Raw genomic sequence first — 25,693 nt, forward strand, 5'->3', positions numbered from 1 at the left:
TGCCTTATGAATAGACCGAACGAAGGAATGTACGCGCAAAAAGACGCCTAGAGACATGGGAGGGTCCGTCATCATAAGCTACGCAGAGATCCAAAAGTGCATCAAAATACTGCACTGGATTAGGAGAAACATTACCATATAATGGTTTGTCCTTTAGCGAAGCGTTCGGACATAATGTTAAATAAATCAAGAATTACAAAATAACGATAGATGTATGTGTCAAAAATTATTTTTTGGACATTCAAAAATGGCGCAAGCCATTGATATATCAACATTTATAGAGGGAGTGAAGGCGATGAACAAAGATAGAGGAACAATTAAATGGAGCGCAATGATGCTGCCGGAGCATGTCAAACTATTGCGTGATTGGCAAGAAGAGGACTCAATTGTTACCCGACCCCAACTCGACGAAGCCCAGTTAGAACAAATTAATAGTAACCTGCAGCGAGCCTACACAGAGCATTGCCCGATTCAACTAAAAGTATGGGAGCAAACAGGCCTCTATACAGTTTCCGGGTCAATTCAAAGAATCAACATCCACGAACAATACGTAAAATTGACAAACAGCGAAAAAATTCAATTCCACCATATTTATGAAGCACTCTTGGATGAATAGAATTTCCGGTTGAAGTTGAAAACGATGTATAACGAATACCGAAATAGTCTTTCTATTCGAATATTTCACACGTACAAATGTATCGCTCAAAAAGAATATTTCTAACATATTGTTTTTTGTAAAAGAACACCCTATAATGAATTTCATGAAAATGTTTGAACGTCAAGTTTTAAGGATAGTTCTATGTATTTTCCACAAGGACATTTGTTCTGACAGATGAGAAATAGTAGACGGGATATTAAGCGGTAATATGCTGAATATATGTCTTTTAAAGGATAGGGAGGCTTCAGATTGAAGAAAATTATGGTGACCGGTGCTTTAGGTCAAATTGGTTCGGAATTAGTAGAGAAATTACGCCATACGTATGGCACAGATAATGTATTGGCAACAGATATTCGAAAAATTGATCAGCATGAAGGTCCATTTGAAGTATTGGATGTAACAGATGGGAAACGCATGCACACACTTGCCCATGATTTTGGTGCAGACACGATGATCCACATGGCTGCATTACTCTCGGCAACAGCAGAAAAAAATCCGGTATTTGCCTGGAATTTAAATATGGGCGGTTTAATGAATGCACTTGAGGTGGCACGTGAACTGGATATGCAGTTTTTCACACCGAGTTCAATCGGCGCATTCGGTCCTTCTACGCCAAAGGACAATACACCACAAGATACGCTGCAGCGTCCAACAACGATGTACGGTGTCAATAAAGTAGCAGGCGAGTTATTATGCGACTACTACTACACGCGCTTTGGACTGGATACACGCGGTGTCCGTTTCCCGGGGCTGATTTCTTATGTGACACCACCTGGTGGAGGAACGACGGACTATGCGGTAGATATTTACTATAAAGCAATTGCGGAAGGACGTTACACATCGTATATTGCAGAAGGCACGTATATGGATATGATGTATATGCCGGATGCACTGCAGGCCATTGTTGATTTAATGGAAGCAGACCCGGCAAAGCTTGTGCACCGCAATGCATTCAATATTTCGGCGATGAGCTTTGAGCCGTCTCAAATCGCAGCCGAAATTAAAAAGCATATTCCAGACTTCACAATGGATTATGAGGTGGACCCGGTCCGTCAGGCCATTGCCGACAGCTGGCCAAATGCAATCGACTCATCAGCAGCGATTGAGGAGTGGGGCTTTAAAGCAAGCTACGACCTGGAAAAAATGACGGTCGATATGCTGGAAAAGCTGAAAGTACGACTAGCACAAAACGCCATTTAACTTATAGAAGCGAGTGAAACTGTTGAAAAGCAGTTCACTCGCTTTTTTATTTTATAGGGCTGCCTGCGGATAGCCTTTATGAAAAGCGAAATTCAGTAATTTCCATTTTCCGCAGAAAAAAGAAATTGCTGCATTATTGACAAAATATTTTCATTTTTCAGTATATTATATTAGAATGATGTTGTGGGAGAAATTAGGAGGCGTTTTATCAGTAATGGGGATTGCCGGTAAAAGATAACGCCTCATAAAAGGGGGAAATATATAATGATGATGCAAACACCACTCGTTCTAACAGATATGATTAAGCGTGCAGAAACGTATTATGCACACAAAGAAATTATTTCACGTACAAGTGAGGAAAAGGTTCATCGCCTTACATACGGGCAATGGGTGAAACGCACAAGAAAGCTGGCGCACGCATTAACCAAGCTGGGCATGGAGCGCGGCGACAAGATTGCGTCGTTTGCCTGGAATCAGCACCGCCATTTAGAAGCATATTTTGCGGTTCCATGTACAGGTGCAATTTTGCATATGGTTAATATCCGCCTGTCACCGGAACATATTGCGTACATTATTAATCATGCGGAAGATAAAATAATTTTAATAGATGAAGATTTAGTGCCGCTCATTGAAGAAGTGCAGTCGGAGCTGAAAACAATTGAACATTACATCATTATGGCGGATGGGGAGCTGCCGGAAACGACTTTGCCGAATGTACTGTCATACGAGGCATTGCTGGAAGAAGCAGATGAAAACTTTGCGTTCCCGGAAGATTTGGATGAAAATGCGCCGGCAAGCATGTGCTATACAAGCGCAACAACAGGAAATCCAAAAGGGGTCGTGTATACACATCGTTCGCTCGTACTGCATTCCATGTCGATTTCAATGGTGGATACGATGGCAATTTCAGAACGTGACACAATTTTACCGATTGTTCCGATGTTCCATGTCAACGCTTGGGGGATGCCGTTTGCAGCAGTGAATGTAGGGGCGACGCAAGTATTGATCGGCCCTCAGTTTACACCGTCATTAATATTGGATTTCATTGAGCAATACAATGTAACGAAAACCGCGGGTGTCCCGACAATCTGGCTTGGCGCATTGCAGGAGCAGGAAAAAAGAGCCCGTAATTTATCGACATTACAAGCTATTTTCTGTGGAGGGTCTGCTTCACCAAAAGGGCTTATTAAAAAATATGAAGAAATGGGCGTCAATTATATTGTGGCATACGGCATGACGGAAACTTCACCGATTGTTTCAATGTCACGTGATATGTCACATATGGATGACTGGTCATTGGATGAAAAAATCGAAACACGCGCGATGCAAGGTTTAACGGTTCCGGGGATAGAGTCAAGCATCGTCAATGAAAACGGTGAAGTACCTTGGGATGGCGAAACAATGGGCGAGCTGCGTCTGCGTGGTCCATGGATTGCGGCAGAATATTATAAAGATGAACGTACAGCGGAAGCATTTTCTAATGGTTGGCTATATACAGGTGATATCGCGGTTCGTTCAAAAGAGGGATTCATTAAAATAACAGATCGAACGAAAGATTTGATCAAATCCGGTGGTGAGTGGATCTCGTCCGTTGATTTGGAAAATGCGCTCATGTCGCATGAAGCGGTATTTGAAGCGGCGGTCATCGCCATTCCACATGCGAAATGGCAGGAGCGTCCGCTGGCATGTGTTGTCCTGAAAGAGGGAGCAAATGCAACTAGAGAAGAGCTAACGTTATTTTTGGAAGGTCAATTTGCTAAGTGGTGGTTGCCGGATGATATCGTCTTCTTAACGGAAATTCCGAAAACTTCTGTCGGGAAATTCTTAAAGGCAAAGTTACGCGAAAATGTGAATGAAATTTATCCACAGCTCCAACTATAGTGTGGAATGAAATAAAAAACGGGAAAGCATCGAATTACCGAGCGTTCCCGTTTTTTGTCGTCCCGTCTACGAAAAAGCGTTTCATAAGGGAGAGTCCTAAGTTGAAAAGGAAAATAATGAGTGCAACACGAAAGAATGCGACAAAGTATTGCCAAGTCGTTGTGCTGTCAATGAACAGCTTTGGCATGCTATCGACTAACACATAAGTAAAATAACCGGCAATCGCGACAAAAAACAAACCCGCAAAAAAGTCCTTTACATTCATCTTGAACCCCCACTAAATAGATTTAATCAAAGGATACCATATAAAGGAAACAGAATATATATATAGAAGAAAGTAGGATGCAAAGGTACTGATTGAAATGGGGGAACCCACTTATTCACTAGTCTTTGCATCCTCTTTATAAGCAACGACTAAATTACAGCCGTCTTCTTCGTTGCCTGTACAAGCGCTTCGATTGTTGCCCAGTCTTGCTCAGCGAGTGCCGTAACAATTTTACTGCCGACAATTACTCCATCCGCAATGTCGCCGAAGCTTTTTATATGTTCTGTCGTAGAAATCCCGAAGCCAGCTAACACCGGAATATTGCTCACTGCTTTCAAGTTTGCAAAGTGACCGGCAAGTTCTGTAGCAAAGCTTGCGCGTTCGCCGGTAATACCATTTACCGTAACGGCATAAACGAAGCCTTCACTTGCAGCGGCTAATTTTTTAATACGTTCAGGAGGGCTCATCAATGATACGAGCTGGACAAGCGCAATGCCGTTTTCCTTTAAAGCACCATGCAATAAAGCACTTTCTTCAAATGGCATATCCGGTACAATCAGTCCTTGAACACCACCAAGTTTTGCATCCTCTGCAAATGCTTCAATCCCATAAGCAAGAATCGGGTTTAAGTACGTCATAACTATGAGCGGTATATGGATTTCCTGTGCAAAGCTTTGCAGTTCATCCAGTACTTTTTTCAATGTCACACCTTTGGCAAGTGCACGTTCGCCGGCTTGTTCAATTGTTGGCCCATCTGCTACAGGATCTGTAAATGGAATGCCGACTTCAATTGCGGAAACTCCGATTTGCTGAAGCTTTAATATAGTAGGCTTTAATGTTTCAAGCCCTCCGTCGCCTGCCATAATATAAGGAACGAATGCTTTATCCCCTGCAGCTAATACATTTTCAAGCTGTTTTTGCAATGTCATTTCACGCCACCTCCAAGTTTCTCCATTAATGTGTGAACATCTTTGTCCCCACGTCCTGATAAGCAAACGACAACAATTTCATCAGCAGGTCGGTCCTTGGCAAATTGACTTGCATAGTAAACGGCATGCGCGCTTTCCAAGGCCGGTAAGATTCCTTCCGTTTCACATAACAGCTTCACACCTTCAAGTGCCTCTTCATCTGTAACAGAAGGGTAGGCAGCACGTCCTGTTTCGTGTAAATGACAATGTTCCGGTCCAACTCCCGGATAATCAAGTCCCGCTGAAATTGAATGCGCTTCTTGAACAAAACCGTTATCATCCTGCAGTAAATACATGAACGCACCGTGAAGGACACCTGTTTTCCCAACATGAATTGCTGCCGCATGCTTGTCGGTATTGACACCTGAACCTGCAGCTTCCACTCCATATAATGCCACTTCCTGATCTTCCACAAACGGGTAGAACATTCCGATTGCATTACTTCCGCCACCGATACAAGCAATAACTGTATCCGGAAGACGTCCTTCCTGCTGTAAAATTTGGGCACGTGTTTCATCCCCGATGACACGCTGGAAATCACGGACAATTGTAGGGAAGGGGTGTGGTCCAAGTGCCGAACCTAAAATATAATGCGTATCTTCAATATGAGTAACCCAGTGACGCAATGCTTCATTAACCGCATCTTTCAATGTAGCGGAGCCTTTTTCGACCGCAACAACTTTTGTCCCAAGCAGCTCCATACGGAAAACGTTCAGCTGCTGACGGCGTACATCTTCTGCTCCCATATAAACGATACATTCCATATCAAGCAATGCACACGCGGTTGCCGTTGCGACACCATGCTGACCTGCACCTGTTTCAGCAACAATTTTTTTCTTCCCCATACGCTTTGCCAAAAGTGCCTGGCCGATCGCGTTATTTATTTTATGTGCGCCAGTGTGATTTAAATCTTCACGCTTTAAATAGATTTTTGCACCGCCGACTTTTTTCGTTAAACGCTCCGCAAAATAAAGGGGAGTTTCACGTCCGACATATTGCTTTAAATAATAATCAAGTTCTTCCTGGAAAGAGGAGTCTTTTTTTGCTTCCTCATACGCAAGTTCCAATTCCTCAAGTGAAGTCATCAATGTCTCGGGCACAAATTGACCGCCGAATCGCCCGAATCGTCCTTTTACTGTCGTCATAAAATCAACTCTCCTTTTGCTGTTTCAATAAAATTCTTAATCGCGGCTGAACTTTTTCGACCATCTACTTCTACACCACTTGAAACATCTACTGCAAATGGCTCGACAAGCATAATCGCCAGTCCAACATTTTCTTCATTTAGTCCACCTGCCAAAATGACCTTTTCAAGCGGGATTTTCACTTTATCAAGCAGCATCCAGTCAAAGGACTTTCCGCTTCCTCCCCGGAAGTCAGTTCCAGGCGCATCGAACAAATAGTAGTCCACATCATATGTCGCTGCACGTGTCACATCCTCTTCACTTCGAATCGAGAACGCTTTAATTGCCGGCAGCCCGATTTCCTGAATCTGTTCGGGTGTTTCATCCCCGTGATACTGGATATAATCGAGTCCGACTTCTTTTGCAATTTGACGAATAGTGGCCGGATCTTCATTGACAAAAACCCCGACTTTTTTGACTGTCCCCGGAATTGCCTTTGCCAGTTCCACTGCTTCCTCTACCGTAATGCGTCGTTTACTGGGCGCAAACATAAATCCGATAAAATCAGCACCTGCTTTGACCGCTGTTTCTACATGTTCGATTTCTTTTAAACCGCAAATTTTTACTTTTGTCATCGATTTTCGCCAACCTTTGCTGTTATGTCGATTTGTAGTGCTTTAAGTGAATTTTTGACATCCCCGCTGCGCATCAATGCTTCGCCGACCAATATTCCTTTTGCGCCAGCATTCGCCACAAACTGTGCATCTTCCGGACCTAAAATTCCGCTTTCACTAATAAATGCTATCGGTGATGGGGGAAGAAGCTGCGCAATTTCTAGTGTTGCTGACAATGAAACTTCGAATGTTTTCAGGTTCCGGTTATTCACTCCGATAATATTTGCCCCAATGGCAAGGGCACGCTTTAATTCATCGGCATCATGTACTTCAACAAGCACTTCCAACTGTTGTTCTGTTGCATATTCATAAAGGGATTTCAGCTGATCATCTGTTAATGCTGCGACAATCAACAGGACAACCGATGCGCCGGCAGCCTTCGCATAGTCGATCTGCACTTCATGAATGATGAAGTCTTTACATAAAACCGGTATGTTCACAGCATTTGCAACTGCATTTAAATCCGTATAGCTTCCTTTGAAAAACGCTCGTTCTGTCAAAACGGAAATACAGGCAGCACCTGCTTCTTCATATTGTAAAGCTTGCTCAACAGGGTCGACATTTGTCGCAATATCGCCTTTGGAAGGGGAAGCACGTTTCATTTCCGAAATTACTTGCAATGAATTTGCTGATATCAATGTTTCGTATAAAGAAGGGCGAGCCTTATCAATTGTTGAAAACACAGGCTTTGTCGAGAGCAATTGTGGCAGCTCAGTCTTTTTTTGGTCAATAATACGGTCTAAAATCGTCATTTTACGGGTTCCTCCTGCATCTGTTTTTCGCTGTAAGCAACGATATTTTCTAACTTTTCATAAGCGCGTCCTGACATAATGCTGTCCTTCGCCATATCGATGCCTTCTTTCATCGTTTCGGCAAGCCCATATGCGAAGAAGCCAATGCCGGCATTTAAAAGAACCGTATCAAAATACACGCTTTGTTTTCCTTTCAGCAGGTCGCGCATAATATCCGCATTTTCTGCAGGAGTGCCGCCGCGAATTGCAGAAAGGGGCTGTGCGGCCAAACCTACATCTTCAGCACGCAGTTTAAATGGAATCATGTCCCCGCGGTCTAACAGGACAAAAGTATTCTCACCATCAAGTGATGCTTCATCCATTCCTTGTGCACCTGAAACGACGATTGCACGTTCACGTCCCAGCATATGAAGCACTTCCGCATAATCGGTCGTGAAGTTCGGTCGGTTAATGCCGACAAATTGTGTTTTTAAAGGAACAGGGTTTGTCAGGGGGCCGACTAAATTGAAAATCGTCGGTTTGCCGATTGCCTGTCGTACTTCACCAATCCGTTTTAACTTCGGATGCATGTTCGGAGCATGTAAAAAGGCGATGCCGTGCTGTTTGAGCAGCTCGGATGTTTGCTCGATATTCGGCAATAGCGTAATGCCAAGCGCCTCCAATACATCCGAACTTCCTGAAGCGCTCGATACTTTTCGGTTACCGTGTTTTGCTACTAGAATGCCGCCACCTGCCAAGACAAATGCGGAAGTCGTACTAATATTGAAGCTTTGAAGTCCATCGCCGCCTGTGCCGCAGTTATCGATATAGATACCTTCGGGTACGTCGACAGCAACTGCATGTGATTTCATAACAGAAGCTAAGCCTGCAACTTCATGTGCTGTTTCTCCTTTTGCACTCATTGCCGTTAAAAAAGAGGCGATCTGTTCTTTCGGTGTTTGCTCATTAAAAATAAGCTGTGCCGCCTGCTGCATTTCCTCAAAAACTAAGTGCTCTTTCCGTTCAATCTGTTCAATGTATGGGAGTAAAGACATGTTCATCATCCTTTCAGTAAAGAGTGGAATGGCGCTTCTTCGTCTGCTTCCGAGTGAAGCTGTGCGACATTTCCTTGAATTATTATCGTTTGTTCAGGTGTTGTGAAATCGACCTGACCATTAAAGCCGATATAACCAATCAGGCCCTGTGCGGGTAATAGCCCTTTCACGACATCGATTGCATGAAGGGTAGGGCTTAACGTACCCGTTGTAGTATTGGCAAATTGCTGTACCGAATTTTCCGTACTAAAACGTTCGATTGACGATACGTCATTTGTAACGGAAATATTCCCGTCCCTTACTTGCATGTAGTTTGATTTTGATGTGCCGATTACTGTGCAATCATCAAATTCGACATAGTACATATATGGTGCAGCGTGTTCGACACGCATTTTTCGATAAAGGGAAAGGGCCTCCCCAGTAAATTGTGCGCGATAACGTCCATTTTCCTCTTTTTCGACATGTTGTAATGTATAGGAAGACTGTTCAGGTGTCGGTGTTGTAAACAGCTGTTCAATCAATTGATCAATGTTTGGTTCTACTTGCTCTGCTTCAATATTTGTATGGAAAACAGCGATTTCATCTGTTAAATGATCAAAAATTACGAGTGTGTCGTATACATGAAACTGCAGTTCAGGCAAGGGCTTTTGCAATGCGTGAATATAGCCGATGCCGCCGCCTGTAAACGGATATTCCGTATGTGATGAAACACGAGGCATCACTTGCTTTAATAGTTGGATCAGCTCGCCTTCATACGTGTAGGCTTTATTGGAATGATGCGCATGATCTAAAAGCTGTTCATCTGTTCCGATATACGTTTTCCGCGGATTGACACCGATGAACGAATAGCGTCCATTGCCATCATATTTAGAGGAACTTTCCAATAAAAACTTCCGTTCACCTTGCAGTCGCTGGAAAATAGAAATCGGTGTCAGTAAATCCCCATTTACTTTTTTCATTGATGTACGAAAATGTTGCTGAACTACCATTTGAAACACTCCTTTTTTGAAATAATCTACGCCTTTACGATTCGGATTATTTAGCAAGCTTGTAATGAATTTAAAGCTTTATCGAATAAAAAAATCGCCCTCAGCAAAAGAATTAACTTTTGCGAAAGGACGATTTTCACCGCGTTGCCACCTCGTTTGAAGCAAACCCAAAAAACTTGCTTCCACTTAAACCTGATAACGGCAGGGTACCGTCCGCCGACTAACGCCAGCAGCTTTCATAAGGCCCATTCACATTTACCTTTTGGCGTATTTTCACCACCCATACGCTCTCTGGACAAAACGATAAATGCTACTCTTCTTATTCAACAATTTACTCAACTAAGCTCAACTAAACGAAACGGTGGTCACGCTCCCGCAACCTGCTACCGTAAATAACATTTGAATTATGCTTTATTCTAACACTGAAAAATGAAATGTCAAACAATTCTAAACTGTTTTCGCTAAATAAAAAACCAGCTGACATAAAAAAGTCAGCTGGTGAAACAATCGATATTAGATTAATTTTTTGAAATCCAATCGTTTATTTAAAGTGTACATAATCGGTGCCCCAACCGCCAATACAACAAATTCGCCAAATGCTACAAACAGCCAAGTTTCCCAGAACGGGAAGCCAAGCACGATATTCAGCTGTGCTGCAATGATAAACATTGTAAACGTAAAGAGCGTTGTATTAATGATCAGACGAGCCCAAATGTTTTTCACAAACTTACAAATGAATATGAAAATTCCAAGTGTAATAATCGTATGTCCGACACCAAATACTAAATCGATGGGACCGATTGAAGACATCAGGAAATTGGAAATAAATACACCTAAAACAACACCTAACATATAGCGCGGGTTGAATGCGACTAAATGGTTAAAGATTTCGGCAATACGGAACTGTACTTGCCCAAAGCTAATTGGTGCAACAAGCATTGTAACAGCAATATATAATGCTGCAATAATGGCACTCGCTGCAATAAACTTTACCTTCATATGAAATTCCTCCTAGTTTTTTAACGTGGGATGGTTACGAACCACGCAAAGCAACTGCAATCATAGCAATATTGAAAATAAAAGTAAAGATTTATAGGACTTTTTTTTCAATAAAACATCAAAAAATTTACCACGAGTAAAAAGTTCAACAAACCGCGTTGCTTAGCGGTTTGAAGTGGGTCAACAAAATTCCAAAATGAGGCACATTACCTAGAATAAATTCAGAACATTCTAAATGTTATTGACTATCTAAATATGACGCGGTAATATTATTTCAACACTTCATCCAAATGAAGTTCGGCGCTTTAAACCGATAAAGTTAACTAGGGGGAAATAAGATGAAAAAAAATTTAATGAAGCTGTCCTTTTTATTATTCGGGCTTCTTTTATTATTAGCCGCTTGTGGCGGGGAAGAGAGCGAGACGTCTTCGAACGACACGTCAAATGGCGAGGCTGTAGATACAGCGAAAGCAGATAGCGATAAAACTTTTAAGATCGGAACAACACAAATTGTTGAGCATCCATCATTAGATGCAGCAAAAGATGGTTTTAAAAAGGCAATTGAAGATGCAGGTATTAAAGCAGAGTATGTAGACAAATCAGCAAACAATGATAACAGTGCGAACATGACAATCGCCCAGCAGTTAGTCGGGGAAAATGTAGATCTGATTTTCGCGAACTCAACACCTTCAGCACAGGCTGCAAAAAGTGCAACTTCTGATATTCCGGTTATTTTTACTTCGGTAACGGATGCAGTTGGTGCAGAGTTGATCGATTCAATGGCAACACCTGGCGCTAACGTAACAGGTACGATTGATTTACATCCGGAAACAATGCCGAAAACAGTTGCTTTCCTAAAGGAATTGGGAGCAAAAAATGTCGGGATGGTATATAACGCTGGTGAGCAAAACTCAGTGGCACAAATTGCGGCAGTAAAAGAAATTGCTGCAAAAGAAGGCGTAACAATTGTGGAAGCAGCAGTATCTGCTTCATCTGAAGTACGCCAGGCGGCAGAATCTTTAGTAGGAAATGTAGATGCATTTTACATCATCACAGATAATACGGTCGTATCGGCACTGGAATCTGTAATCGAAGTGGCAGATGCAAACAAATTACCGCTTGTTGTAGGTGAGCTTGATTCAGTAGAGCGCGGCGGTTTAGCGGCATACGGTTTCGAATACTACGATATCGGCTATGAAGCAGGGCAAATGGCAGCACAAATTTTATTGGAAGGCAAAACACCTTCAGAAGTTCCGGCTGCGTATCCGGCTAACTTAAAACTAGTAATCAATAAAGCTACTGCCGAAAACTTAGGCTTGGAAATCAAGCCTGAATGGGAAGCAGAAGTACAATAATCGATTTATTTATACAAAAAGCAAGTCAGCCTAAACAGGTATAAAATGTTTAGGCTGACTTGCTTAAAACTTTTAAAAAAGTCAGGAGATGATTCGAGATGTTTACAGCTATGTTTGGGTCAGTGGAGCAAGGGATCATCTATGCAATTATGGCACTTGGGGTTTATTTAACATTCCGTGTGCTTGATTTTCCGGATTTAACGGTTGATGGAAGCTTTGTAACGGGGGCAGGTACGGCAGCGATGATGATCGTGCTCGGCTATAACCCGCTGCTTGCTACATTAGTCGCAACAGTTGCTGGATTTATTGCTGGATGTATGACAGGTATTTTACACACAAAAGGGAAGATCAATCCGCTGCTTGCAGGGATTTTAATGATGATTGCCCTCTATTCGATCAATCTACGAATTATGGGGTTAAGCTCAGATACTGGTGTAACACGACCAAATATTCCACTATTAAATTCAGAAACAGTTTTTTCGAAGTTCGGTTCTTTCTGGGAGAATCTAGGTATTGATACAGCCATCACGAACGTACTGAAATCAATGGGTCTAGCTTCTGTTCCGACAACTTGGGGCGTTTTAATTTTAATGGTTGTTGTGACGGCAATTATTAAACTAGTAGTAGACTGGTTCTTAAAAACGGAAATTGGTCTGGCAATCCGTGCAACAGGCGATAATAAACGAATGATCCGCAGCTTTTCGGCAAATACCGATTCATTAGTCATTTTAGGACTTGGAATTTCAAACGGTATGGTGGCATTATCGGGCGCATTAATTGCCCAGTATACAAAATTTGCCGATGTCGGATTGGGTATTGGTATGATTGTTGTCGGTTTGGCATCGGTAATTATCGGTGAAGCAATTTTCGGAACGAAGTCGATTGTTCGTGTCACATTTGCAGTTATTGCCGGGGCAATAATTTACCGAATGATTTACGCATTGGCGTTACGTGTAAAATGGCTTGACTCAGGTGATATGAAATTAATTACGGCGGTTATCGTTATTTTAGCGCTGGTAATTCCGCAAATCGTAGGGAAATATAAAGAGAAAAAGAGAAAAGCAAAACGTTTGGAAGAACGTCTCGCATTACAGCAGGCAAAAGTAGAGATTGAGCAGGGAGGGAAGAGCCTTGCTTAAATTAGATGGCATTAATAAAGTATTTAACGAAGGAACACCAGATGAGAAAATTGCGCTGGATAATATCAACTTGCATTTGGCGCCTGGTGATTTTGTTACAATTATCGGCAGTAACGGTGCCGGAAAATCGACAATGATGAATATGATTTCCGGAGCGCTAACACCGGATTTCGGCTCTGTCGAAATTAACGGCAATGATTTAACCCGCTTGCCGGAATATAAGCGTGCTGTCCATATCGGCCGTGTTTTCCAAGATCCGATGGCAGGTACAGCACCAACGATGACAATTGAAGAAAACTTGGCGATTGCCTATTCACGTAACACAAAGCGTTCACTGCGCTTCGGTGTCGATAAAAAGCGTCGCGAGTTTTTTAAAACGTCATTGGAAAAACTGCATTTGAATCTGGAAAATCGTTTATCCGCTAAAGTCGGATTATTATCAGGCGGGGAACGCCAGGCATTGAGTTTACTAATGGCGACATTTACGAAGCCTTCGATTTTACTGCTTGATGAACATACAGCAGCACTTGACCCGTCACGCGCTGAACTTATTACAAAGCTGACAAAAGAGCTTGTCGAAGAAAGCAGGCTGACAACACTGATGGTCACGCACAATATGCAGCAAGCGCTCGATTTGGGGAATCGCCTCATTATGATGGATAAAGGTCAAATCATTCTGGAAGTCGGCGAAGACCGTAAACAGGACTTGACGATTCCGGATCTAATGCACGAGTTCGAACAAATCCGCGGTGAAAAAATGAATTCAGACCGCGCGTTATTAGGATAAATGATAAATTTTAGACAGAAAAAAAACTCGATTTTCTCTGAGAGAATCGAGTTTTTATATTTTGGCTCTTCACCGAAAGTTGGGGATGATAAAAAATTTTCTTTGTGAGCCGTTCTGCTCCGTTTCGGCGGACGCTTTCCGCGGGCATGGCTCCAACTAAATGACCGGTGCCTAGACGGCGGCACCGGTCATTGGATTTTCCGCGCATGCTATTCCCGCAGGAGTCTGCCGCCTGCACTTCGCGCCACTATTTTCTTTTTAACCAAAGTGGAGCCGTTTTTCCTTTCGTACAGTTCCTATGTCGACCTTAATGCATAATGGCTAAATTATTTTACACAAGCAAAGCAAACAGCGTACTGTCGTTATTTACTTCTTTATACTCAAAACCGTTCATGCACATACGTTCAATCAATCCGGCATGGTCTTCGCGATGTGCAAGCTCAATGCCGACCAATGCGGGACCACTTTCCTTGTTGTTTTTCTTCGTATACTCAAATGTTGTAATATCATCATTCGGACCAAGTACTTCCGTTAAGAATTGGCGTAATGCTCCTGAACGCTGCGGGAAACTTACGATGAAATAATGCAGCAGCCCTTCATAAATCAGTGAACGCTCTTTAATTTCCTGCATTCGTCCGATATCATTATTTCCTCCCGAAATAATGATGACAACTGACTTCCCGCGAATTTGCTCTGCATAAAAGTCGAGTGCTGCCACCGACAATGCTCCTGCAGGCTCGGCAATAATCGCATGTTTATTATAAAGATCTAAAATCGTCGTACATACTTTGCCTTCAGGAACGGCGATAATATCATCCAAATAGTGACGGCATACTTCATATGTATCATGCCCAACACATTTAACAGCAGCCCCATCAACGAATTTATCGATCGTATCCAGTGAAACCACTGCTCCATTTTGGAAAGCAGATTTCATACTTGCCGCACCTGCAGGCTCTACACCGATAACTTTACTCGAAGGGGATAAGTTTTTAATGTAGGAAGAAACGCCTGACATTAAGCCGCCACCGCCGATACTGCCAAATACATAATCGATCGGTTCTTCGATGTCATTCATAATTTCGACTGCCACTGTTCCTTGGCCAGCCATTACATCTGCATCATCGAATGGATGGATGAAAATGCGGTTCTCCTGCTCACAATAGGCAAGTGCGCTTTCCGCAGAATCGTCAAAAGTATCTCCTGCAAGTACAATCTCCACGAAGCTTCTGCCAAACATACGGACCTGATCGATCTTTTGTTTCGGTGTTGTTTTCGGCATAAAGATCGTCGCTTTTATTTCCAGCTTTGCACACGCATACGCAACACCCTGTGCATGATTTCCGGCACTTGCACAAACGACGCCCGATTCACGGGCCTCAGTTTCGATTTTTTTAATTTTATAATAGGCACCACGTAATTTAAATGAGCGAACATGCTGCAAATCTTCACGCTTAAAGTAAATTTTTGCCCCATATTTTTCTGATAAATATTCATTTAATTGCAGGGGTGTATGTACAACAACATCTTTTAAAAAATGATGTGCGATTAATACGTTTTCAACTGCAATCGTAGTTGGCTGAGTAACTCCCATTTTCATGTAACCTCCGTCATCTGATTAAAGATTATATTATTCTATCATAAATTTATGTCGTAATGGCGTAAAAATTCTGTAAATTATGATAATTCACTAATATGCCATAATGAAAGCGTTTTAATAGAGAAATCAGACATTGATTTAGACAAGAATGCCTTCAAACTGAAACCTTACTAAATCTCTTTGAAGTGTATATCGATGAATGAAAGAGGGGAAAGCTTATGTGTGAATCAAGTCGTAAATCGCCTTCAATGTTTATTTGAAAAACAAAGGGGAAAAATAAATTATTGCGGCAAGGCAATTTTGCGTATAGAGAAAACTTATTGGCAACATCCAAAAACTTATTTTCAGGAGGTAACACGATGAGTAAAACAGCGATTATTACAGGTGGAGGCAGCGGATTAGGGCAGGCGACAGCACTCCGTATGGCACAGGAAGGCATTAACATTGCAATAGTGGATGTCAATGATAAAGGCGGAAACGAAACAGTTGAACGGGTAAAAGCACATGACGTAGATGCTATTTTCATTAAAGCGGATGTATCAAAAGCTGAAGAAGTAAAAAACTATGTCGATCAAACAGTGAAGCATTTTGGTTCGATTGATTACTTCTTTAACAATGCGGGGATATCCGGCAGCGGGAAGTTCTATTTAGATACTACAATAGAGGAAATTGAACAGATTATCGGCATCAACTTGCTTGGGGCACTTTATGGCGTACGTTATGTAGCGGAAGTAATGCTGAAAAACGGCGGCGGTTCCATTGTAAACACTGCATCAAGTGCCGGTGTAATTGGACAGGACTCCGTTGTTACCTATTCGGCAACGAAACATGGAATTGTCGGGTTAACGAGAAGTATGGTAGCGGAATATGCGAAAGACGGGCTGCGCGTGAATGCAATCGCACCAGGACCTACCGAAACACCGATGGTAAAAGCCTTTTATGAAGCAAATCCTCAAATGAAGGAAAATGCTACAGGCGGAATCCCGCAAAAACGTTTAGGTACACCAGAGGAAGTAGCAGAACTTGTAACCTTCCTGCTAACTTCAAAAGCAGAGTATATTAACGGGGAAGTCATCCGTATCGACGGCGGCTTCACGAGCACGAAATAAAAATAACAAGGGCTGCCGGAAAGTCAGTAGTAAATCTGACTTTCCGGCAGCCCTTTATTGTTTAATTAAAATAAAAGATGTGCGATTGCTGCGATAATTGGAATCGAAATGATTGTACGGATTAAGAAGATTATGAACAGATCCCAAAGCTTTAATGGAAGCTTCGTACCTAAAATCAGTCCGCCGACTTCCGACATGTAGATTAACTGTGTAACCGATACTGTCGCGATGAAGAAGCGTGTCATTTCAGATTCAATGCCTGCCCCTAAAACGGAAGGTAACAGCATGTCCGCAAAACCGACAATCATCGTTTGTGCAGCTTCACCGGCTTCAGGAATTTGCAGAAGCGCTAAAATCGGCTCAAATGGCATTCCTAATATACGGAAGAAGCTAGTAAACTCGGCTAACACTAAGGCAATTGTTGCGAATGCCATAATAATCGGTGTAACCGCAAACCACATTTCCAGTACATTAATAAAACCGTTTTTGATCATTTTACCTAAGTTACGGTTGGAATCGGCTTTATTTAATGCATTGTGTAAACCGAAAGTTACTACATTGAAACCATCTTGTACATCTTCACGGTTTTCAGGGGCTTCACTGCCATCAATTAAAGTATCCGCTTTTTGTTTTAACGGGTAAATACGAGGCATAATGAATGCTAAAATTAATCCGCAAATAATGACAGAAGCATAAAACTCGATAAAGTAATCACCAATGCCGATTGTTTCTACTACAACTAAACAGAATGTAATCGACACGACCGAGAACGTTGTCGCAATTGTTGCGGCTTCGCGGCCTGTATAATTTTTCTCTTCGTATTGCTTGCTTGTAAGCAATACGCCGATTGTGCCATCGCCAACCCAAGAAGCGAGACAGTCAATGGCAGAGCGACCTGGAATTTTGAATAGGGGACGCATAATTTTCACCATCATCGAACCGAAAAATTCGAGTAAACCGAAATCTGTTAATAAAGGCAATAATAAACCTGCAAATAAAAACAGGACAAACATGAAAGTTACAAGACCGGCTGCCGGATCAAGTAGTACGCCTGTTGTAACGTCGCTTGTTAAACTCTCAGGTCCGAACTGGAAAACATACATACTTGCAAATACAACTGCAAATACACGCATTGCTGTCCAGAACCAATGTACTCTGAATAAAGAATCGACTAGTGTACGTTTCTCTTTTTTGGGAATGAAGTGCATCACAATAGATCCCACTGCACCAATAATAAAGACAATAAGTGCGAACCAATGAATGAACGGTTCTACTCTACCTGCCAAAAAGTTCGCTAGGATTGCAATCGGTACTTTTATGCCGTCTTCTGTATTAATCGGTGTAATAAATAGAAAGACACCAAGAGCAGAAAGGGCAATAAAAAGAAACCAAGTATAGAAAGAAAATTTTGTTTTCATTTATGATAACCTCTTTGATTGTTAGTTTGAATATTTATACACTATAAAACGTGATTATTCATTTGTCTACTGTTTTACATAAAGATTAATATTTCTGAAAACTATACTGATTAAAAAATGAATATAATTAGGTGGGCGAAAGGTTTAGATGTAATAAACATCATATTTTTGAAGAAATAAGCTAAAATTGAACCGAATAAAAATGCAAAAGATGAATAAGAGAAAAAAAGACGTCTGCAAATCAAAAAATATGCAAACGTCCTTGAAATTATAAATATGCATTAATCATTAAATGTGACAGTATAAAACTGTTCGTGATTTAACCAGTTATCCAGTGACACATCACCAGTATCTACCCGTTTTTCTGCGTCTTGAATCATCCAGGCAGTTTGAGAAGCATGGGCTTTTAAAGCTTTTAATTTGTCTGCTTTGACAGACTGGATGTCGATTGTAACATCCGGCTCGCCGTTTTTTTCGACCGTATCATTCGCAAACGCACAAGCTAAAATACGTGGGCGGTACTTTTTATCGATACGACGTACGGCTTCCAGCACAGCGCGTCCAGTTGCTTCATGATCGGGGTGGACAGCAAAGCCAGGTAAAAATGTAAAGATTAGTGATGGATTCAGCTCGACAATTAAATCATTAACGAGCTTGACCATTTTCTCATCATCTTCAAATTCAACTGTTTTGTCACGTAAACCCATCATACGCAAATCACCGATACCCATTGCTTCACATGCTTCCATCAGCTCTTTTCGGCGGATTTCCGGCAATGATTCACGCGTTGCAAATGGCGGATTTCCTAAGTTTCGTCCCATCTCGCCCAAAGTTAAACAGGCATATGTAACTGGAACTCCCATGTTGTGGAATAAACGTAAAGTACCTGCAACTGAAAAGGCTTCATCATCCGGGTGCGGATAAACGACTAAAACGTGACGTTCTTCTTGTAATGTCATATAAGCAACCTCCTTAATAAGCAAATGGCGTTTCGCTGATTTCTAATGCAACCGCCAGCTTTCCAGTATTATCTAATCCGGCCATTAGTAATCGACCTTGATCGTCCAGTTCAAAATGTGTAATTCCTTGCGCGTAAACCCAGCCATGCGGCATTTTAAGGCCGACACGGTGCGGTGCGTCTCCTACAACTTTTCCTAATTCATAGCGTATTTGTACATTGCGGATAAATGCGCCTGCATTGAAAAAGCTTTCATTGTAATGTGTTGCATAAGAGCCGTTTGTAGTTTCAAGATGGATAAAAACGTCTTTGTTCGCAAAAGAATTAATTAACTCTTGGAGCTCGTTAGTATTTACTTCCTTCATCACTCTTATTAACTCCTTTCGAATCTTTCTATTATTAGTATAGTCAAATATATTCGACGGGGAAACGAAAAAGTCACACAAGAATCGAGTTCTTGTGTGACGCCAAATCAATTACACCTTAGCGTAATTGCGTCCGGATTCGGTTTTGCACTGACGCAAAGACCTCATTACCGAATGTGTGACATCCGCCGGAGGCAAACTTCTACTTGTAGAAGTTTTTATGCATGTAGATAGTTTGGAATTGTTGTAACAGTAACTTCAGGTGCACCGAAGCGTGGTTTTGCCCCGTGCATTACTGGTCCAACATGTTCATTTAAAGCCCATCCATGTTTAATCGCCGCTGAAACGAATTCTTTCGCTTCAATAACCGATTCCTCAACAGAAAGACCATTTGCTAAGTTTGCACAAATACTCGCTGCAAAAGTACAGCCTGCCCCATGATTATAAGTAGAAGAAACTTTTTCTGTTTCTAATAATTTAAATTCTACTCCATTATAGAACAAATCAACTGCTTTATCATGTACTAAGGCTTTTCCACCTTTAATTACAACATTTTTTGCGCCAAGTTCATGGATTTTCACAGCGGCAGCTTGCATTTGCTCGATTGTTTTCGGCGTTGTTGTGCCTGCCAGCTGTCCTGCTTCGAAAAGGTTAGGTGTTACAACTGTCGCATAGGGTAATAAATATTTAATCATTGCAGTTGTGTTGCCAGGGTTCAATACTTCATCTTCGCCTTTGCAGACCATAACTGGATCGATGACAATTTTATCTGTACCTGAAGCCTGAATCGCTTTTGAAGCCATTTGAATAATTTCTTCAGTTGAAAGCATGCCTGTCTTAATGGCATCAACACCAGTTGAAAGGGCAGTATCGATTTGCTTTTGCAATAATTCTGTCGGCAGTGGTGTCACTGAGTGGCTCCAAGTTTTCGGATCCATTGTCACAACAACTGTCAGTGCGACCATTCCGTATGTGCCATGTTCCTGGAAAGCTTTTAAATCGGCTTGCATGCCCGCGCCTGCAGAAGTATCAGAACCGGCAATTGTTAAAGTTTTTTTAAGTGTCATATAGCATATCTCCTTAAAGTGAATATTCGAATTATAATTAGGTTAAGTATAACGTCTAGCTGACTATATAAAAATAGTCAGAAAACGAAAAATCTATAATGCCAGAGCATCGCTTGAACTTCAGCAGCAAATTCAATAGTGTTTAAAATGAGGTGGAAATTATGATGGAACAGTTAACGAATAGTTGGAAAGATTTATTGGCCCGTGAAGCGGAGGAGCCGTATTATAAACTTCTTGAGACATTTTTAGTAAGACAATACAACGAAGCAACAGTGTATCCGGAGAAGGAGAATATTTTCAATGCCCTCCAGCTAACGGATTACAATGATGTAAAAGTAGTCATATTGGGGCAAGATCCATATCATGGTCCGAATCAGGCACATGGATTAAGTTTTTCGGTTGAAAAAGGGCAAAAATTGCCGCCGAGTCTAAAAAATATGATGAAGGAACTGCAGCAGGACATTGGCTGTGAAATCCCGGAACATGGGGATTTAACGTCGTGGGCAAAGCAGGGCGTATTATTACTGAACACTGTTTTAACTGTACAGGCAGGCAAAGCCAATTCCCATAAAGGGCAAGGTTGGGAACAGTTGACGAATGCTATTATTGAACATCTCGCAAAACGTGATCAGCCAATTGTATTTTTATTATGGGGAAAACCGGCGCAAAGTAAACGGATGTTAATAGAACGAATTTCAGATAAACATATTATTTTGCAATCGCCACATCCGAGTCCGTTAAGCGCACACCGCGGCTTTTTCGGAAGCAGACCCTATTCAAAAGCAAACGAAGCACTCCTGTCGTTAGGTCAACAGCCGATTGACTGGTGCTTAACGAAGAAATAGGGGAAACAAGCTAAACTTTTGCCTGAAAGCATGGTAAAGTATTTATAGAAAGAGAGGGAACGGCAAATGAAAGTAGATTGCTTTAAATGCCAGCATTTTCGTGTGACATGGGATCAGTTTAATCCGCGCGGTTGCACAGCATACGGCTTTAAAACAAAACAGCTGCCATCTCTCGTTGTAAAACAGTCTTCGGGAATGGACTGCTTGAAGTTTGTACCAAAAAATAGAGAAGGTGGGCAAAAGCGATGATTACGTATGAATCGATTGTTAAGCAAATTGGAATATTGACAACAGAAGCAGCACAGGCAGCAACAGAACAACAAGCCCGTGAAAAACTTGCGGCAATTCGTGCACTATGTGATGTCGTTTTAGACGAAAAAATCAGTTCGCCAAAACCTGCTTCCATAAATAGCATGAGTGCAACAATCTCGTCACCCGTGTACACGCAGCCGGTCGCAGTTCCAGCACAAAAGCTTGAAGAAGACGATGCAAACGGTGACTCGTTATTTGATTTTTAACAGAGAGATATGCCCGTCGGAATGGAATCCTCCTATTATCGGGATGAAATCTGTATTAGAAAAAGAAAGAGGTAAAAGAAATGAAAGGTTCAATTATATCCGGTGCGATCCACGGATTTTTGGCAGTTGCATTAGGCGCCTTTGCAGCACATGCACTGGAAGATTTGCTCGATGATTACAGTGCCGGCATTTGGGATACAGCTATCCAGTATCAAATGTTTCATGCAACAGCCCTTATTTTGGTCGGTATTTTAATGTCGAAAGCTATTTTCGGTGAAGTGAAGCAGTTGAAGATTGCTATGTTCTGCTTTAATGCAGGTATCATAATCTTCGCGGGGAGCTTAATGGTATTAGCGTTAACAGGAATCGGCATACTAGGGGCTATTACTCCTATTGGCGGGGTATTCTTCTTAGTGGGCTGGATTATGATTATAACAGCAGTAGTAAAAAAGACTCAGTGAATTTCGTAGCATATACTTCTTGAAATGGAAGTATATGCTTTTTTTATTATTTTATTAGGAAAGTCAAAACTTTTATCTAAATTATTTGAATTTATTGTATAGTTATAAAGTAAGAGAGTAAAGGGGTAAGGAAAATGAACCAATTATTATTGAAGTTAGAAGAAAATTTTGAAGAGATGGTAATTATTCGACGCTATTTACATGAGCATCCGGAACTATCTCATCATGAAGTACATACACCGGCATATATTGCCAATTTCCACCGTGAACTAGGTTTGGAAGTGCGAGAATATGTTGGAGGGCGTGGTGTCGTAGCCACATTAAAAGGGGCAAAACAAGGAAAGACTGTAGCTTTACGTGCGGATTTTGACGCTTTGGCAATTCAGGAACTGAATGATTTTCCCTATAAATCGAAAAATGATGGAGTAATGCATGCTTGCGGTCATGATGGTCATACGGCAACATTACTCGTTTTGGCGAAAGTTTTGGCAGAAATGCGGGAACATCTATCCGGCAATATTGTATTTATCCATCAGCATGCAGAAGAGCTTGCTCCTGGAGGGGCAAAGGCAATGATTGAAGACGGCTGTTTGGATGGTGTGGACGCAATTTTTGGAACTCATTTATGGGCACCGACTCCTTTAGGAGAAGTGCTTGTGCGAGAAGGCGCCATTATGGCAGCAGCAGACCGTTTTGAAATTGTCATCCAAGGTAAGGGCGGACATGGTGCAGAACCTCAGCATTCGGTTGATGCAATCGTAGTTGGTGCACATTTTGTCACACAATTACAGACAATTGTTTCACGCCGTGTTGCACCACTTGAATCAGGTGTGGTGACGGTCGGACAATTTGAAGCGGTCAATCCGTTCAATGTCATCGCGGATACAGTGAAAATTCAAGGGACTGTACGTGCCTTTGATGAACAGGTGCGAAAACAGATGAAAGAGGAAATCGAATTATTATTGAAAGCGACATGTTTAGGCATGCATGCTGACTACAGTTTTGAGTATTTCGATGGATATCCGCCTGTCATCAATCATGCAACCGAAACACAATTTATTTCACAAATAGCAACTGAAACACCAGGTGTTGAAAAGGTCACGGTTTGTCCTCCGTTTATGATCGGGGAGGATTACGGCTACTATATGCAGCATGTTCCAGGGACTTTCTTCTTTACGGGAGCAAAGAATCCGGAGTGGGAAACGGTATATCCGCATCATCATGCCCGGTTTGATTTTGATGAACGGGCAATGCTTATCGCTGCAAAAGTTCTTGGACAGGCAACATTAGAATTTTTATTAAATGAACAACGAGAAGAGGAATCATCATGAGTGTAGGAAAAAGGTTAAATGCTGCATTAGTCATAATGATCATATTAATTATGATTACAGTAGCACTTAACTATATAAGTTTGAAAAATATACAGGGAAATATGGATGAAGCACTCGACTACCGGGTAGAGCAGATTCGTTCCGTGGACAAAATCCGTTTTAATGTGGCGATGCAAGGAATGTATGTACGTGCACTTGTTTTTGACGGAAAAGAGGAATCCGCCGAAAGCTTTAAGCAGTATAACGAATTATTGGATCAGGAGATTGAATATTTAAGTGAACTAGTATCAAGCGCAACGATGAAAGAACTGATGGAGCAAATCATCAAGTACCGGGATGACTTTAATTACGGTTATCTTGATATGATGGATGCTTTTGAACGGGGAGATCAAATACTCGCAAACGGTTTTATAAATACGAAGCTGCGCACGGCAAATGACGGTATGTTCGATGCAACGGCTCAGATGGTCGAATATCAGGAAAATCAGCTCGATGCGATCAACAAGAAAGCCGATGATGCAATTGCCTTTTCTGTTTTAGTTGCCGCTATCGCATTAGCGATCAGTGTTCTTATCGGCATACTTGTAATGATATATATTCGTAAAACAATCATTTCTCCATTGAATGGTATTGTAAATGAGGCCAATATTATTGCAGCAGGAGATTTATCGCAGCAAGATATTCAAGTGAAAACAAAGGATGAAATTGGCCAGTTAGGCAATGCGTTCAATTCGATGAAAAACAATTTGTCGAACCTAATTAAAAATATTCAGGTTAATTCAGAGCAAGTAAATGCGGCAGCGCAGGAACTTTCGGCAAGTACCGAAGAAATATCGGCGACGACGGAAGATGTTACGGTTCGTGTAAATGATACAGCCGAAAGAGCACAAATTTCTGCCCAGGCATCAAATGAAAGTGCCCGTGCAATGGAAGAAACAGCAGCAGGTGTACAACGAATTGCGGAATCAACGCAAAAATTACTTGGAAATTCAGTTGATGCGACACAGACAGCTAAAGATGGCGGGCAAATTATTTATGATGCCCAACAGCAAATGAGCATTATCAGTTCATCGACAAATTCTGTAAATGCTCTAGTGCAAAAACTGGCGCAACAAACAGAAGAAATTAATAACATTTCCCAATTAATCACTTCGATTACTGATCAGACGAATTTATTGGCATTGAATGCAGCAATTGAAGCCGCGCGCGCCGGAGAACATGGAAAAGGGTTCGCTGTCGTAGCAGATGAAGTGCGGAAGCTGGCTGAACAATCGAAATCATCGGCCAATTCTATCGTTAACTTAACACTTGAAATTAAAGCAGATACGGAAAACGTTGAACGTGCTGTATCGGACTCGTTAGTATCTGTGGAAGACGGCGTGAAGATTATTTCGCATGCCGGTGAATCATTTACAACAATTGTAGATGCAGTGACACAAATGTCGATGCAAATCCAGGAAATTTCAGCTACTTCCGAAGAGCTTTCTGCAAGCGCTGAGCAGGTGACGGCATCGGTAAATGAAATTGCCCATAGCTCTAATGAGTCAAGCGGCAACTTGGAAATGATTGCAGCAGCAGTAGAGGAACAGACCGCTACAATGCAACAGGTAAATGCAGTAGCCGTCTCACTAAGCGACAATGCACAAACACTCCAGCAGGAAATTCAGCAGTTTAAAGTATGATTCTTCAAAACGGTACCTTATAAAGGTGCCGTTTTTGCTGCTGCACGTTTTACTGCAATAAAAAAAGCGCTGTGGAGAAGGGAGGGCGGGGCAATAAAAGCTGATCCGTTCTAGAGAAGGCTGTTAATTTCTAACAAGAAGGTAATTCTTCTAATAAAAAGTTTTTTCTTCTAATATAAATTGAATTCTTCTAATAAAATTGCGATTTTCTAATATATCGTGCAGTTGTTCTAATATCACTTCGAAATGTTCAAATATCGGTGCCCAATCTTCTAATATCACGCTCCAAAGTTCTAATAAACCACTCAATTGTTCTAATAAAATTCCCGCAAGACTTTTCCTGCCTCAAATTCGGGCAAGTTCAGCTCCAATTTAATACCATTTCAGCCATCTTCTAATATCCGCCCCGTTTCTTCTAATAACACATTAACTTCTTCTAATATCACGTACGAATCTTCTAATAAACCACTCAATTGTTCTAATAAAATTCCCGCAAGACTTTTCCTGCCTCAAA

The 25,693-nt window shown here is 41.6% G+C and carries 26 protein-coding genes, 1 riboswitch and 1 other annotated feature; of the genes, 13 read left to right on the forward strand and 13 right to left on the reverse strand.

Going from position 1 to position 25,693, the window contains the following annotated elements:
• Positions 1–295: 295 nt before the first annotated feature.
• From MKX73_RS09595 to MKX73_RS09605, 3 genes are all read left to right on the forward strand, one after another.
• On the forward strand, positions 296–616 hold the full coding sequence (locus tag MKX73_RS09595) for a YolD-like family protein (RefSeq protein WP_340717232.1): 321 nt from the start codon (positions 296–298) through the stop codon (positions 614–616).
• Positions 617–907: 291 nt separating this feature from the next.
• Complete coding sequence (locus tag MKX73_RS09600; protein WP_340717233.1) at positions 908–1,858, forward strand: L-threonine 3-dehydrogenase; 951 nt, start codon at positions 908–910, stop codon at positions 1,856–1,858.
• 267 nt (positions 1,859–2,125) lie between these two features.
• Entirely contained in the window at positions 2,126–3,739 is a 1,614-nt protein-coding gene (locus MKX73_RS09605; RefSeq protein ID WP_339176559.1) for a long-chain fatty acid--CoA ligase, read from the forward strand.
• Between the two features lie 34 nt (positions 3,740–3,773).
• Here MKX73_RS09605 and MKX73_RS09610 read toward each other — a convergent pair whose 3' ends face one another.
• The 8 genes from MKX73_RS09610 to MKX73_RS09645 form a co-directional block, all read right to left on the reverse strand.
• Positions 3,774–4,004, reverse strand: a complete 231-nt coding sequence (locus MKX73_RS09610; RefSeq protein ID WP_340717234.1) for a sulfate permease — start codon at positions 4,002–4,004, stop codon at positions 3,774–3,776.
• Between the two features lie 149 nt (positions 4,005–4,153).
• On the reverse strand, positions 4,154–4,933 hold the full coding sequence (trpA, locus tag MKX73_RS09615; protein ID WP_340717235.1) for a tryptophan synthase subunit alpha: 780 nt from the start codon (positions 4,931–4,933) through the stop codon (positions 4,154–4,156).
• Complete coding sequence (gene trpB / locus MKX73_RS09620; protein WP_340717236.1) at positions 4,930–6,117, reverse strand: tryptophan synthase subunit beta; 1,188 nt, start codon at positions 6,115–6,117, stop codon at positions 4,930–4,932. Before trpB ends, trpA begins: the two co-directional genes overlap by 4 nt.
• On the reverse strand, positions 6,114–6,731 hold the full coding sequence (locus tag MKX73_RS09625) for a phosphoribosylanthranilate isomerase (RefSeq protein WP_340717237.1): 618 nt from the start codon (positions 6,729–6,731) through the stop codon (positions 6,114–6,116). Before MKX73_RS09625 ends, trpB begins: the two co-directional genes overlap by 4 nt.
• Complete coding sequence (trpC, locus tag MKX73_RS09630; RefSeq protein ID WP_340717238.1) at positions 6,728–7,522, reverse strand: indole-3-glycerol phosphate synthase TrpC; 795 nt, start codon at positions 7,520–7,522, stop codon at positions 6,728–6,730. Before trpC ends, MKX73_RS09625 begins: the two co-directional genes overlap by 4 nt.
• On the reverse strand, positions 7,519–8,556 hold the full coding sequence (gene trpD / locus MKX73_RS09635) for an anthranilate phosphoribosyltransferase (protein ID WP_340717239.1): 1,038 nt from the start codon (positions 8,554–8,556) through the stop codon (positions 7,519–7,521). The genes trpC and trpD overlap by 4 nt, the downstream gene beginning before the upstream one ends.
• Positions 8,557–8,561: 5 nt before the next feature.
• Positions 8,562–9,545: a metal ABC transporter ATP-binding protein gene (locus MKX73_RS09640; protein ID WP_340717240.1), complete on the reverse strand. Its 984-nt coding sequence runs from the start codon at positions 9,543–9,545 to the stop codon at positions 8,562–8,564.
• A 122-nt stretch (positions 9,546–9,667) separates the two neighbouring features.
• Positions 9,668–9,881 (reverse strand) — a binding site (T-box leader).
• 177 nt (positions 9,882–10,058) lie between these two features.
• The gene (locus MKX73_RS09645) at positions 10,059–10,544 is read right to left on the reverse strand and encodes a QueT transporter family protein (protein ID WP_339175063.1); all 486 of its coding nucleotides are present in this window, start codon (positions 10,542–10,544) and stop codon (positions 10,059–10,061) included.
• A 6-nt stretch (positions 10,545–10,550) separates the two neighbouring features.
• Positions 10,551–10,595, reverse strand: a riboswitch (PreQ1 riboswitch).
• Positions 10,596–10,882: 287 nt separating this feature from the next.
• On the opposite strand from MKX73_RS09645, the gene MKX73_RS09650 reads away from it, so the two are divergent.
• From MKX73_RS09650 to MKX73_RS09660, 3 genes are all read left to right on the forward strand, one after another.
• Positions 10,883–11,899, forward strand: a complete 1,017-nt coding sequence (locus tag MKX73_RS09650; RefSeq protein WP_340717241.1) for an ABC transporter substrate-binding protein — start codon at positions 10,883–10,885, stop codon at positions 11,897–11,899.
• 98 nt (positions 11,900–11,997) lie between these two features.
• On the forward strand, positions 11,998–13,038 hold the full coding sequence (locus MKX73_RS09655; RefSeq protein ID WP_340717242.1) for an ABC transporter permease: 1,041 nt from the start codon (positions 11,998–12,000) through the stop codon (positions 13,036–13,038).
• Entirely contained in the window at positions 13,031–13,825 is a 795-nt protein-coding gene (locus tag MKX73_RS09660) for an ABC transporter ATP-binding protein (RefSeq protein WP_079524586.1), read from the forward strand. Before MKX73_RS09655 ends, MKX73_RS09660 begins: the two co-directional genes overlap by 8 nt.
• Before the next feature lie 331 nt (positions 13,826–14,156).
• On the opposite strand, the gene ilvA is transcribed toward MKX73_RS09660, so the two are convergent.
• Positions 14,157–15,425 carry a threonine ammonia-lyase IlvA gene (gene ilvA, locus MKX73_RS09665; protein WP_340717243.1) on the reverse strand — a complete coding sequence of 423 codons (1,269 nt, stop codon included), beginning with the start codon at positions 15,423–15,425 and terminating at the stop codon, positions 14,157–14,159.
• A gap of 359 nt (positions 15,426–15,784) precedes the next feature.
• On the opposite strand from ilvA, the gene MKX73_RS09670 reads away from it, so the two are divergent.
• Positions 15,785–16,534: an SDR family NAD(P)-dependent oxidoreductase gene (locus MKX73_RS09670; RefSeq protein ID WP_340717244.1), complete on the forward strand. Its 750-nt coding sequence runs from the start codon at positions 15,785–15,787 to the stop codon at positions 16,532–16,534.
• 65 nt (positions 16,535–16,599) lie between these two features.
• On the opposite strand, the gene MKX73_RS09675 is transcribed toward MKX73_RS09670, so the two are convergent.
• From MKX73_RS09675 to thiD, 4 genes are all read right to left on the reverse strand, one after another.
• Complete coding sequence (locus tag MKX73_RS09675) at positions 16,600–17,952, reverse strand: YjiH family protein (RefSeq protein WP_340717245.1); 1,353 nt, start codon at positions 17,950–17,952, stop codon at positions 16,600–16,602.
• A gap of 281 nt (positions 17,953–18,233) precedes the next feature.
• On the reverse strand, positions 18,234–18,911 hold the full coding sequence (gene bshB2 / locus MKX73_RS09680; protein WP_340717246.1) for a bacillithiol biosynthesis deacetylase BshB2: 678 nt from the start codon (positions 18,909–18,911) through the stop codon (positions 18,234–18,236).
• 13 nt (positions 18,912–18,924) lie between these two features.
• A complete protein-coding gene (locus MKX73_RS09685) occupies positions 18,925–19,275 on the reverse strand; it encodes a YojF family protein (RefSeq protein WP_340718880.1) in 351 nt (116 codons plus the stop codon).
• 218 nt (positions 19,276–19,493) lie between these two features.
• Positions 19,494–20,342, reverse strand: coding sequence for a bifunctional hydroxymethylpyrimidine kinase/phosphomethylpyrimidine kinase (gene thiD, locus MKX73_RS09690; RefSeq protein ID WP_340717247.1), 849 nt, complete (start codon positions 20,340–20,342; stop codon positions 19,494–19,496).
• A 161-nt stretch (positions 20,343–20,503) separates the two neighbouring features.
• Between thiD and MKX73_RS09695 the strand changes: the two genes are divergently transcribed.
• The 6 genes from MKX73_RS09695 to MKX73_RS09720 all read left to right on the forward strand — a co-directional run bounded on the left by MKX73_RS09695 (position 20,504) and on the right by MKX73_RS09720 (position 25,179).
• Positions 20,504–21,187, forward strand: coding sequence for a uracil-DNA glycosylase (locus MKX73_RS09695; protein WP_340717248.1), 684 nt, complete (start codon positions 20,504–20,506; stop codon positions 21,185–21,187).
• Positions 21,188–21,253: 66 nt separating this feature from the next.
• The gene (locus MKX73_RS09700) at positions 21,254–21,436 is read left to right on the forward strand and encodes a uracil-DNA glycosylase (RefSeq protein WP_079524592.1); all 183 of its coding nucleotides are present in this window, start codon (positions 21,254–21,256) and stop codon (positions 21,434–21,436) included.
• On the forward strand, positions 21,433–21,705 hold the full coding sequence (locus MKX73_RS09705; RefSeq protein WP_340717249.1) for a YwdI family protein: 273 nt from the start codon (positions 21,433–21,435) through the stop codon (positions 21,703–21,705). Before MKX73_RS09700 ends, MKX73_RS09705 begins: the two co-directional genes overlap by 4 nt.
• Positions 21,706–21,785: 80 nt before the next feature.
• Positions 21,786–22,166 (forward strand): DUF423 domain-containing protein, encoded by a 381-nt coding sequence (locus MKX73_RS09710; protein WP_340717250.1) that lies wholly within the window; start codon positions 21,786–21,788, stop codon positions 22,164–22,166.
• A 134-nt stretch (positions 22,167–22,300) separates the two neighbouring features.
• Positions 22,301–23,497: a M20 family metallopeptidase gene (locus MKX73_RS09715; RefSeq protein ID WP_340717251.1), complete on the forward strand. Its 1,197-nt coding sequence runs from the start codon at positions 22,301–22,303 to the stop codon at positions 23,495–23,497.
• Positions 23,494–25,179 carry a methyl-accepting chemotaxis protein gene (locus MKX73_RS09720; protein ID WP_340717252.1) on the forward strand — a complete coding sequence of 562 codons (1,686 nt, stop codon included), beginning with the start codon at positions 23,494–23,496 and terminating at the stop codon, positions 25,177–25,179. The genes MKX73_RS09715 and MKX73_RS09720 overlap by 4 nt, the downstream gene beginning before the upstream one ends.
• Positions 25,180–25,693 lie beyond the last annotated feature (514 nt).

This window comes from Solibacillus sp. FSL W7-1436 (assembly GCF_038007305.1).
Taxonomy (GTDB): Bacteria; Bacillota; Bacilli; order Bacillales_A; family Planococcaceae; genus Solibacillus.